This is a genomic window from Nocardia alni (assembly GCF_019038435.1).
Classification (GTDB): domain Bacteria; phylum Actinomycetota; class Actinomycetes; order Mycobacteriales; family Mycobacteriaceae; genus Nocardia; species Nocardia alni.
This window is the reverse complement of sequence record NZ_JAGPOX010000071.1, coordinates 39,038-48,280: the sequence shown is the minus strand read 5'-3', so window position 1 is coordinate 48,280 and position 9,243 is coordinate 39,038. Positions and strand designations below refer to the sequence as shown.

The 9,243-nt window shown below is 65.5% G+C and carries 7 protein-coding genes; 1 reads left to right on the top strand and 6 read right to left on the bottom strand.

Annotated elements, in window-relative coordinates:
• Nucleotides 1-681 precede the first annotated feature (681 nt).
• From JZ791_RS25040 to JZ791_RS25020, 5 genes are all read right to left on the bottom strand, one after another.
• The gene (locus tag JZ791_RS25040) at nucleotides 682-1,113 is read right to left on the bottom strand and encodes a hypothetical protein (protein ID WP_216897656.1); all 432 of its coding nucleotides are present in this window, start codon (nucleotides 1,111-1,113) and stop codon (nucleotides 682-684) included.
• 76 nt (nucleotides 1,114-1,189) lie between these two features.
• Nucleotides 1,190-1,495 (bottom strand): hypothetical protein, encoded by a 306-nt coding sequence (locus JZ791_RS25035; protein ID WP_216897655.1) that lies wholly within the window; start codon nucleotides 1,493-1,495, stop codon nucleotides 1,190-1,192.
• 44 nt (nucleotides 1,496-1,539) lie between these two features.
• Entirely contained in the window at nucleotides 1,540-3,174 is a 1,635-nt protein-coding gene (locus JZ791_RS46115) for a M4 family metallopeptidase (protein WP_216897654.1), read from the bottom strand.
• Between the two features lie 262 nt (nucleotides 3,175-3,436).
• A complete protein-coding gene (locus JZ791_RS25025; RefSeq protein ID WP_216897653.1) occupies nucleotides 3,437-4,033 on the bottom strand; it encodes a DUF1697 domain-containing protein in 597 nt (198 codons plus the stop codon).
• 136 nt (nucleotides 4,034-4,169) lie between these two features.
• Nucleotides 4,170-4,916, bottom strand: a complete 747-nt coding sequence (locus JZ791_RS25020) for an acyltransferase (RefSeq protein ID WP_216897666.1) — start codon at nucleotides 4,914-4,916, stop codon at nucleotides 4,170-4,172.
• Between the two features lie 302 nt (nucleotides 4,917-5,218).
• On the opposite strand from JZ791_RS25020, the gene JZ791_RS25015 reads away from it, so the two are divergent.
• On the top strand, nucleotides 5,219-6,592 hold the full coding sequence (locus JZ791_RS25015; RefSeq protein ID WP_308163076.1) for an outer membrane protein assembly factor BamB family protein: 1,374 nt from the start codon (nucleotides 5,219-5,221) through the stop codon (nucleotides 6,590-6,592).
• Between the two features lie 327 nt (nucleotides 6,593-6,919).
• On the opposite strand, the gene JZ791_RS25010 is transcribed toward JZ791_RS25015, so the two are convergent.
• Nucleotides 6,920-9,103, bottom strand: a complete 2,184-nt coding sequence (locus JZ791_RS25010; protein WP_216897652.1) for a terpene synthase family protein — start codon at nucleotides 9,101-9,103, stop codon at nucleotides 6,920-6,922.
• Nucleotides 9,104-9,243: the final 140 nt, after the last annotated feature.

The following is a 9,243-nucleotide window of genomic DNA, read 5'->3' as shown; positions in this document are numbered from 1 at the left end:
GTGCCTCCACCCCCACCCTCCCCTGCACCCTCTGGGTAGAACAACACATCCAGCACGTCAACCCGCACTTGGCCGAATTGGTCGAAGCCGCAGATGAACTCGCCCGCCAGCGAGCGCTGCCGTGGTGGAGGTAGCCGCACCGTACTTCCCGCCCGAGCACTCCCTGCGCCGCCCAGCACCCGATCCGACAGCGCAGATCGGCACAGAGGCAGATCGACACAGAGATTGCTCGGTGCATACAGCAGCCGATAGACCTACCGAGTTGTCGGTGACACGACCGCGCCGCGAAGACACAGTCTGCTCAGACTTCTCCTGCCCCGCAGAATCGGCACCGCACCCGCTGGGCGATGGCATCCGCTTCGTCGTCCCCGCCGGGCCACAACCGCAACGCTCGCTCGATCTCACTCTCGCCCTTGTCGAGGTACGCCTTCAGCGTGGCGTACTTGATAGCGAGCCTGTGGAGGTGCCTGCCGTGGTCGGCACCACGTCGCCTTCAGCCGGTTCGAGAATTCCAGTGAATGCCTCCAGCGCTGCCACTCGAGCCTCGAGCAGGTCCTCAGTCATGTACATCAACCCTTTCTATCGCGTTCGCACAAAAGATTCATCAATGCGGCAACCCGTCCGACACGCTCGCCGGATAACTCACGGACAGCCCGAACTACGACGCAGAAGTATTGCGCACTACTGATTCGAGGGGAGCCGATGGAGAATTTCTCTCAATTGTTCGGACTGCGCCTGGAACATTCCGGTGAACGACTTTAGCATGGTGTCATGCCCGCGCAATACGGCGGTCTGCTCATCGAGCCTAGCATTGATCGCATCGAAATTCTCATGCATATACTCGAATTCCTTATGCATGTGCCCGAACTGGCCATGCATGTAGTCGAACTGGTCATGCATATACTCGAACTCGCCATGCGTGTACTCGAACTCGCCATGTACGTAGTCGAACTCGTTGCGGATGTTCTCGAACTGGCCGTGCGCTAGGCCGAACTCCTCCAGCACCTTAGAATGGTTATCATCGATGGTTTTCGCAAATTTCCCGATTCGATAGTTTGTTTCGGAGGCATCGTCTTCCAATTTGGATACCCTGACTTCTACGGCGGCGGTCATTGCGCCTATCCTCTCACTAGCGGGAATGGTATCAATCTGGAGCTGAGCGCCTGGGTCTATCAGAGCGATCGGACTGCTAGTTCTTCGAGCGGAGACTGTCCAGGATTTCTTGCTGTGTGTCCCTGAAGGACCTGAACAGGGTGCCCTGGTCGGCCACCTCGAGGTGGAGTTCATTGAGGTAGTTTTTGACCTCGCATAATTCGGACTTGACATCGCCGAGTCCGGCTTTCATCGCGTAGATCTCGTCTTGGACGGTGGCGAGTTCCTGCATCGTTCGTGCGTGGTTGCTCTCGGCGGTGTGCAGTAGGTCGATCAGTCGCGCGGTCGTGCCGATCTCGACGTCTTTCAATCGGCTTGCCCTTGCCTCTAATTCGAAAATCACTAGTGCTCCTCTCGGTGGTCGGATACTGCCGGGCAGGATCCGGGTCAGGCGCGGTCCTCAATGACCGGGATGCGGACGGCGTCGATGGCCCTGCGAATTCGGGTGCATTCGGCGTCGGTGAAGCCGGGAGTAGCGTCTTCGACCGCGTCGTGGCAGGCGGACAGGAGGGTTCCGGCCAGGGCCGGATAGTCGGCGCTGGGGTACAGCTCGGTTTCGACCGTCCAGTAGAGGGTGGCCGCCTTGTCGAGGCCGAGGCCCTCCAGCGGCTTACCGGCGACGGTGTCGCCGTCGGTGATCAGGTAGGCGAGGCGGTTGCCTACGCCGCTGTTGATGTGAACGCCGCCGAGGTCGGGGGCGGGGGTGCGGTCAGAATCGGTCGCGGGGCTCCAGCGCGGGCCCTGATACGTATCCGGTTGGGGGTCGGGGGATTCGGCGGGCGCCCGCATGTCGCGGATGACGCCCAGGCGAGTGCCGTTGCCGATCTTCCAGCGATCCTTGGCGGAATGCTGTGCTCGCGTCGACAGTTCGGTGAATTCACCGAAGATGTCGGAGAGCGACTCGTTGATCGCGCCGGATTCGTTGCGGTAGTCGAGATTACTGGTCTTCTCGGTGACGCCGTGGGTCAGCTCGTGGGCGACGACATCCAGGCTCATCACCTCGGTGCCCATGACGAAGCCCTGCTCGCCGGACCAGAAGGCGTTGGCGTACGGGCAGGTGTCGAGGCAGGCCCGCACGGTCGCGCGCAGCGCCTTGCCACGGCCGTCGCGTGCGTCGATGCCGATCAGATCGGTGAGGCTGCCCAGCTCGGTGTGGTGAGCGAAGAAGCTCTCGGTGTCGCCGATCCAGTCGTACACCTTGTTCGCATCGGCGTTTCCGGCGACGCGCGGCTTTCCTTCGGTCCGCACGACCGGATACGATCCGTCACCGCCACAGGGGATTTCGATCTTCTCGTCGGCTCCCCGGGAGCGCGCGTCGCACACGATCCGATTCACGTCCTCCTCTGATTTCCATGCGTCCAGCACCGTATCGGGCGAACCTGCCGCGACGAAGACCCGCCAACCGCCCGCACCCGCCGTGACCTCGAAAACGAAGGCCGGGATCGCGGTCTTGTCGGAGCCGCCCCCGGACAGCTCGGGGTCATACCAGACCGGCGATTCGACTCGTATCCGGACGTCACGTGCGGGAACCCCGGCTCGCCGGGCCGCCGCGGCGAGCGCCGCCGCCCGAGCGGGTTCGGCTGGACCCCAATGGTATTCGCCGATGACCCGCTCGGCCAGCGCGCCGGTCGCCGACAGCAGCGCCCCGTCGGCCCGTAACGCCAGCACGACACCCGCACCGTAGACAGGGACCGCGCCGATCGACTGGACCAGCCGCACGGCGGCACCCTTGCCGCGCCGAGATACCTTCTGCACCTGGAGTTTTGCCGATGCGGCCGCACCGAAGAGCCGCTCGACATCGGCGGTGTGCGCGGTGGCCGCGGCCCTCGGATCCTGCACACCGCCGGGCCCGGGCACAGGCCGGTCCGGCACGACCTGCCGGACCGATCCGTGCGCGTCACGGTGAATCCGCTTGGGAGCGGCCACCAGTGACGGCGACGGCGGCCCGGCCACTGCCGAACCCGTCGCTACAACACTTACGAGCACGGCAACCACGGTCAGCCGCGCGAGGAATGCACTCATCGAGCCCCCTAGCTCGTCGATGGACGACGCCTCGGGCATCGCCGACGACGAGCCAACCCGAACGAGTGTGTGGACACCAAGTGCACCGGGCCGCTCAACGAAGACATACCGAGTGAGACGTCTACTGAAAATTCGCTTGTTGCAACCTATTTCGGCTGCGGTCCCCCGAGACGAACTCTCTCGGTACTAATTCATCGACTCTAAGGCTGCATATCCCACCCACTCGATCCGCTGCGGATCGCCGGAGGGTGGTGCTCTATGGCTACAGTTTGGCGAGGATCTTGTGCACCGTCAACCACGTTCGTGTCGTAATGCCTTGACCATAGGCTTTTTCCAGCCACGCCATGTGGGCCGGCGAGTTGGGCGTGCTGTTGTCCATGATCGCCAGCAACGCGCGGCACGGCTCGTCGTACCGGACGACCTGGACGGTCTCGGCGACATCCGCAGGCGGCTTCGCCTTCAGACCGGGATTGTCGGCATCCTTGATGAAGGTGGCCATCAGATACGTCTCCCGGGAATGCGTCAGCCCTGGGAACGGGTCGGAGTCGACCAGTGCCTGCAACTCTTCCCGGCTGCGGATGATGGTGCCGCCGCCGATGCCGAGTTCCGCGTTGAGCGCCTGCTGAATCCGTGATTCCAGTGCGACGGTATCGGTCTCGTCGCTGCCGAATACGATATTGCCGCTGGCCAGCACCGAACCCACCGAGCTGAACCCGAGCCCACTGAACACCCCGCGCAGCTTCTCGCCCTGCATATTCGGATTGCTGGGCATGATCCCGCGCAACAACGCCGCATACCGCCGCGGCTGCCCCTCACCCGTGCGGGGAGCACCCTTCGGTTTCGACTTCGTCGGACTCATACGCCAGACCGTACCTCGCCCCACCGACAGAATCGTGCTCCGCGCGGTATCAGCGGCGCCCGGCCTCTCGATCCCCGCACCTCATGATCACGACGGATCATCGGCCACGATCCACCACTTCCTGTGCGGCCTCGCGCTACCGCTGCCCCGCGGCGACCCCGCCCGACTTCTTGCGCTCGATATCGGCCAGCGCCGCCTCCCGCGCGGCCCGCGCCTGGGCCTGGGCCTCCCACGCCTCCTTGCGGTTCTTGACCACCTTCGCGGGCGCGCCGACGGCGATGCTGAAGTCGGGGAAATCGCCCTTCACCACGGCATGCGCGCCGAGCACGCAGCCGCGCCCCACCCGCGTGCCGCGCAGCACGGTGACCTTGGCGGCGATCCAGGTGTCCGGGCCGATGCGCACCGGCGTCTTGACGATGCCCTGATCCTTGATCGGCATGGTCACATCGTCCATCCGGTGGTCGAAGTCGCAGATGTAGCACCAATCCGCGACCAGCGTGGACGCGCCGATCTCGATGTCGAGGTACGTATTGACGACGTTGTCCTTACCGAACACCACCTTGTCGCCGATGCGCAGCGAGCCCTCGTGGCAGCGAATCGCGTTGCCGTCGCCGATGTGCACCCAGCGGCCGATCTCCATACGGCCCATCTCGGGGGTGGCGTGGACCTCCACCCGGCGGCCCAGGAAGACCATGCCACGCAGCACGATATGCGGATTGGCCATGCGGAACTTGAACAGTCGGTAGTACCGCACCAGGTACCAGGGCGTGTACGCCCGGTTGGCGAGCACCCAGCGCAGTGACGCCACCGTCAGGAAGCGGGCCTGCTCGGGATCGCGGCGGCGAGACCCCCGCCAGCGCGCGCTCAACGGTGCGCCCCACATGCTCGTCACAAGTGCTCCTCGCGTCCATCGGGCGATGCGTGTCGTCGCACGGTGTGCCCATATTCGTCGTCGAGCCACCAGGGTACTTTCGCCGTGCCCGGGCATGTCCCCTACCCTCGGTAGCGACCCGTCGCACGTCGGCCGACGCGCGCGGAAATCGGCCGTTCGGGCACGACATCGTGAGGCGGCACGCCACTTGTCGGGGTGGACGGTTAGTCTCGTGCAGGCCCGTACGAGCAGATGGGAGACAAGGTCAGGTGCATACCAGCATCCGGCGACCCGCGCGCGACCCTCGGATCGCAGTGCATCCCTCCACCGCCACGCGTTCCCGGACGGCATTGCGCCGCCCGGCATTTCGGGCCGCCGTCCACCTGGGGGTCCTGGGTTCGGTCGGCGTACTGGCCCTGAGCGGCTGCGGGGGCACCACATTCGACAACATCTCGGTCGGCCCCGGCAAGGGCTGGCCCTCGGCCTTCCACGACGGCCGCAACAGCGCGACGAGCCCGGTCACCGGTTCCCGCCACTTGGCGCTGAGCTGGACCCGGCCGATCGGTGGCCCCACCGCGGCGGCCACCGTCCTGGACCAGGACGGTCAGATATTCGTCACCACCGATATCGACACGAGCTGCGTCGGAGTACCGAATCCGGGCGGCGCGATCTTCTCGTTCCAGATGCCCACCGGCCGCAAACGCTCCTGCGATGAACTGGGACCCGACGGCATCTACGCGGATGCGGCGATCGATGGAATGTCCAACGTCTATGTCGGCGACGACGGTGGCGCGTACTCGCTCACCGCGAACGGCCAGCCGCGCTGGCGCACCCCTGTGGCCGGAGTTCCGATCTCGGTGCAGTTCACCGGCGACAGCCATGTGCTGACGGTGACTCAGTCCGGCCAGGTCGACGTGCTGAACCGGCAGACCGGCGACCGCATGGTGCCGACCTATCAGCTGCTCGGCCAGCCCGACTTCCTCGCCCACCCGAACCTGCCGCGCCCACCGGACGGCGACGGGCTGCCGGACTGCGCGACCGGCGGCCCGCAATGCCCCGTCGCGAACGTCTCTGCGATAGAGGCGAGTACGGGCCGCTTCTACGTCACCGTCTGGCACCCCGGTTCCCCGACCGCCTCGCTGGTGGCATTGCGCTATGCGGACAAGCAGATTCACCAGGAATGGCGCGCCGACATGCTGATCGGCGGCAGCGCCACCAGCCCTACCCTGTCCCCGGACGGCAAGACCGTCTACGTCGGCGACAACAGCGGCCGCCTGATCGCCGTCGACACCTCGAACGGCCACACGAAATGGGTTCAGCCCCTGGGCTTCTCACCCGAGGGCGGCATCTCCGACGATGACGGCCTGCTGATCCCCGGCGGCGACGACGGCCACCTGATGGCCGTGCGCGACAGGGGTGACAGCGCCGAAATAGCCTGGGAACGCAAGGATTTGGCCCTACGCGGCCGTCCGGTGCAGACCGCGGGGAATACGGGCTACGTCGTCTCCCCCATGGGAGACGTGCTGAAATTGGTCACCTTCGACACCACCGGCGGCAATACCGTCGCGTCCGCCACCCTCCCAGGCGCCCAGGGCACCACCACCGGCACGGCGATCGGCCCGAAGGGAGGCGTGGTCGTCACCACCCGGGTCGGCGAGATCTATGTCTTCAAGCCCGAGGCTCAGTAGTCACCGGTCGCGGTGAATCACTTGATCCGCCAAGGCAACCGGGTCGGCGGTACCGGTGAAATCGGCCAAGAAGGTTTCCAGGCACTCTCCGGACTCACCTGTCCCTTGTCTCGGAGGCACAGTCACGGTGCTGGCCCGGGCACAGCTCGATGACTGCGCCCTGGAGCCGCATTATGACACTCGACACGGGGCAGGGCGCGTCGAACTCCCGCGCACGCGATCGTCCCGACGCCCGTACGGTGCCCCGGCGTGAAGTCGTGTAGCGCGCGGAATCCGAGGCTATCGGCGAACTCACATCAACCACCGGTGACAGTTGCAAATTCGTCGTCAACTCGACGCGACAGATCGGGACAACCGGGTGCGCAGGTCAGCGAGTTCACTGGCGAAACGCCCGGACGAACCGCCGGGAACGGGTGCGCGATGCGATATCCACAACGCCTGCTCCTCGAAGCGCTCGCTGGTCGGATACCAGGCCAGGTCTCCGGCCATCAGATGTTGTAGCCGGCGCACGTGGTCGTCCAGGGCCGAGCGCGCATCGTCCGACAGGCGGTAATCCTCGCAGAACACCGGAAGGTCCTCGCGCACCACATGGTCGAACTGGCGTACGCGTTCGTCGACGAGGTCGACGACGATATCGCGGGCGGCCTCGCGCGAACAGCCCAGGAAGGACTGGGTCACATACACCAGGTTGTGGTGCTCGAGGTCGAACTGGATCTCCTTCTGATAGGAGTACAGATCGTTCACCAGCCCGAGATGATCGAACACCGCACCCTCCAGCTGTCGAATCACACTCGAATCGGAAAGGTCCCCCGCCCCGAAACCCGCGGCGACCGGCGCGCCATCGGTTCCGAGCAGCGCGGCCAGCAGCGGGCCGCCCGCGGTGATCCGCCGGATGTCGAGGTAGTCGACGGGATCAGGTATGCGCTTGCGAGTTTCGTTGTCCAGCACCTGTTCCCAGGCCCCCAGCAGATCCCTCAGCGCCGCGTGCATCCGGCGCGTGCGCGCCTGGCCGATCCGGTCCGAGGCCGCACCCCACAGGTCGACGAGCCCGCATTCCAGCGGCGTCACCGGCGGGGGAGCATCCGCGGCGGCGAAGATCGGCAAGCGTCGCAACTGTTCTCGTCCGGCGACAGGTGCGCTGCGGTAGACGCGCGAGAGCAGGTCGTTCGCATAACAACCCCAGCCGAGGAACCGGGAGCGCAGGATCAGGTCCTCCACCGCGTCCTCGTGCCCCATCAGTGCGGCCGCCCCGGCGAGATCGGCGCCGCGCACCGATTCCGCCGTCCAGCCGACAGCCGGGTCCAGCATGCCCATCGCCGACAACCACTGCGGCAGATCCGCCCGCGCCGCCTCCACATGCGGATGCATGATTGCCCGATAGGGCATGAGAAGTTGGGGCACCGGCAGTCGTCCCGGCCTGCGCGGCGGCGGCATGTGCTGCTTCAGTTGGGCACGAAAGCCCGGCGCCAGCCGGGCCACACCGCTGCCGAGCCCGGTGGGCCCCGGGTTCATTCCACTGTTCATGTAGCGGCTGGACCGCAGATGCCATTCGTGCCCGCCGGCCTGCCAGTCCTGCAGCCCCTGGGTGTAGCGGGCGAGCGCGAGCTGTTCGGCCGCTGTCGCGGCCTGTTCCAGGAACAGCTGCGGCAGATCGACTTCGGCGGTGTCCTCGAACTGCTTCAATCGCGAGGTGATGATGTCGTTGACCAGGTCGGCCGCGGCCTGCGTGGGCAGATGCAGGAAATGCTCCAGCACCAGCACCATATTCGCATTCTCGCCCTCGACCCGCACCTCACGCTCGTAGGAGAACAGGTCGTTACGCAGATGAACGCCATCGGAGAAGGTGTCACACAGCACCCGTACCGGGCGTTCCGCGGCGAAACGCTCGGGAATCTCCGCGCCGCAGGCATATTCGACAAGATTGGCCGACCATGGCGCGCCCCCGACCCGGCGCCGCATCTCGATGTACTCGATGGGGTTGGCGATTCGCTCGCGTGCGATATTGTCCAGCTCCCACAGGGATTCGACCATGAGGTTGTGGGTGGACAGCCGCATCCGCCGCCGCCAGTCCGGCGACGTGCGCGCGATGGTGCGGGCCCAGCAGTCGGCCAATCCCGCCTCGGCGGGATTCCCGGGTTCCGGTGCGGGAGAGCCCGGTTCGGCCATGAAGCCTTCCAGGCGCTCGAGATATCGGGCGGCCTCGCCGTGCCGGCGGGTGTTCTTGTACTTGGCCAGGAAATCGTCGTCGAAGAAGAAGACCCAGACGTACCAGTCCGTCACCAGGGCGAGTGTCTCGGCATCGCAGTCGGGGTGCGTGTACGCGCACAGCAGGGGCATCTGCATGCGTTCGAGCCGTTCGGCGGTCCAGACGAGCTCCCCGTCGGGCCCGGGCTCGCTGAGAATGCCCATACCTCGAGCCCAGGCGGCCGAATGGTCGTGGGCATACGCCAGATTCGGGTTGAGCCGCGCCGGATGCGGAAGATAGAAATCGGGCAGAATAAAGGGCTTCAAGCCGGGCTCCCTCGGGCAGGAAAGTGCCGGTATTGCTGGCGCCTAGATGCTGAAAGACATGCGTGAACTGCACTGATGTTGATCTACCGTTGATTTCACGGTAAGAGCCCGCGCGGCTCGCGGTCAACACCTTCACTCAC

Coding starts and splice junctions, on each gene's coding strand:
- JZ791_RS25040 (WP_216897656.1), bottom strand. CDS start 1,113: ATGACCGCCGCCGTAGAAGTCAGGGTATCCAAATTGGAAGACGATGCC.
- JZ791_RS46115 (WP_216897654.1), bottom strand. CDS start 3,174: ATGAGTGCATTCCTCGCGCGGCTGACCGTGGTTGCCGTGCTCGTAAGT.
- JZ791_RS25025 (WP_216897653.1), bottom strand. CDS start 4,033: ATGAGTCCGACGAAGTCGAAACCGAAGGGTGCTCCCCGCACGGGTGAG.
- JZ791_RS25020 (WP_216897666.1), bottom strand. CDS start 4,916: ATGTGGGGCGCACCGTTGAGCGCGCGCTGGCGGGGGTCTCGCCGCCGC.